The sequence below is a fragment of the Melaminivora alkalimesophila genome, from assembly GCF_000282995.1.
Lineage (GTDB): Bacteria > Pseudomonadota > Gammaproteobacteria > Burkholderiales > Burkholderiaceae_C > Melaminivora > Melaminivora alkalimesophila.
Genome location: NZ_ALEE01000673.1, coordinates 1 through 1,896 on the forward strand (window position 1 = coordinate 1; position 1,896 = coordinate 1,896).

Annotated in this window: 1 protein-coding gene; it reads right to left on the reverse strand. The window is 74.4% G+C overall.

Annotated features, from left to right (window positions below):
- Positions 1-1,896, reverse strand: a 1,896-nt coding sequence (locus A612_RS13135) for a sensor histidine kinase (protein ID WP_019374925.1), incomplete at both ends; no start/stop codon positions are given.

The following is a 1,896-nucleotide window of genomic DNA, read 5'->3' on the forward strand; positions in this document are numbered from 1 at the left end:
AGCCGGGCCGCGAAGCGCGCGCCGCCCAGCCGCTCGTCCTGCTCGACAAGGATACGCCCATGGTGCGCCTCGGCGATCGAGCGGCAGATCGCCAGCCCCATGCCCATGCCGCCCTCCTTGGTGCTGAAGAAGGCATCGAAGATGCGCGCGCGCGCCGCCTCCGGCACCCCCGGGCCACTGTCGGCCACGGCCAGCTCGACCTGACCCTCGTCAGCCGGGCAGGGCTGCAGCCGCACCTCCACGCGCGGCGGCCCGCCGCCGTGCCCGGCCCAGTCGAGCGCGTTGGCGCACAGGTTGCGCACCAAGTGCTCCAGCAGCAGCGCATCGCCCTGCACCCACACGGGCGCGCCCGGCAGCGCCAGCTGCACCGCGGTGCCGTGCGCCTCCTGGGCCGAGAGGGCGGCCCGGCGCACCAGCGGCACCAGGTCCAGGCGCTTCAGGTCCAACTCGCGCCGGCGCGCGAAGGCGTTCACGCGCTGCGTCACGCCGCCGGCGCGTTCCGCCAGATGGGCCATGCGCCGCACCACCGCCTGCAGCTCGTCCTCGCCCAGGCTGCCGCGCTCCATCCGGTTGAGCAGCCCGCTGGCGAAGCTCGCGAGCGCCCCGAGCGGCTGGTTCAGCTCGTGCGCCAGGGTGGAGGCGACCTCGCCCACCGCCACGAGGCGTGCCGACGCCTCGAGCTTTTCCTGCTGCAGCGCCGCCAGCTGCTGCGCGCGCTTGCGCTCGCTGATGTCCAGGACGGAACTCATCCACCCGAGCTGCCGCCCGTCGGCCGTCAGCAGCGGCGCCTCATGCACGAGGACGTCCACCAGATGGCCGTCGCGGTGCTGGAACTGGATCTCGATGCCTTCGGGCCGCGTGCCCTCGCGGATCACGCTGCGGTGCAGCGCGTCCAGGCGTCCGGCCTGCTCGGCGGGCCAGTAGGGCAGGGGCGCGCGCGCGCCGCGCAGCTCCTCGCTGCTGTAGCCGAGCATGGAGCAGAAGGCCTCGTTCACGTACAGGATGCGCCCCTCCATGTCCCAGGCGCGCATGCCGATGGTCACGGAACGCTCCATGGCGGTGCGCAGCGCGACCTCGGCCAGCAGGCGCTGCTGCACCTGCTGGCGCTTGCCGAAGTCGCGCCGCAGCGCCGCCAGGCTGGCCAGCATGCCCAGCAGGAACAGCAGCGCGACCACGAAGAACAGCCGCGGCACCGACGAAGCCTGCGGCCCCCGGGGCACCACTTCGAGCAGCAGGTCCGTGCCCGGCAGGTTCATGACCGTGCGGTAGGGCTGCAGCCTCGCCTGGGGCGCCGCCAGGGGCTCGGCGCCGTCGACCACCAGCCGCACTGCCTGCTGCTGCAGAAACCACGGCGGCAGCAGCACCTGCACCGCCCGCTCCATGGCCAGCGCCACGGCATAGGTCCCCATCGGGCGCGCGCCGTCGAAGTAGGGCACGACCAGCCAGACCCGGTCCGTGCTGCTGCCGTCCTCGCGCCGCATCGGGCCGGCGTAGCTGGCGCGGCGCAGGCCGCGCGCGATGTCCTGGGCGGTTGCCAGCGCCTGGCGGTTGTGGTCGCTGCGCGCCACGTCCTCGTACCAGGCGGCCACGTCGCCGGCATCATCGCCACGCTCGGCCAGCCAGACCCGCGCCGCCACCACGCCGGGCGCGCGCCACAGCAGGCCCGAGGGCTCGTCCTCGGCGCCGGCCCCGCGCCCGGGGCGGCGCCAGGCGCCGGGACCGTCCAGCGCTGCCTCGCGTGCCAGCTGCGCCACGTCGTCCTCCAGGCGGCGGAAGTGGAACTGCACGCTCTGCTCCAGCCACAGGGCGTCCGCGCCGCGGCGGCGCTCTTCTTCCTCGGTCTCGAAATGGTTCAGGTACCACACCAGCGCCACCACGGCGGCGATCGCCAGCACC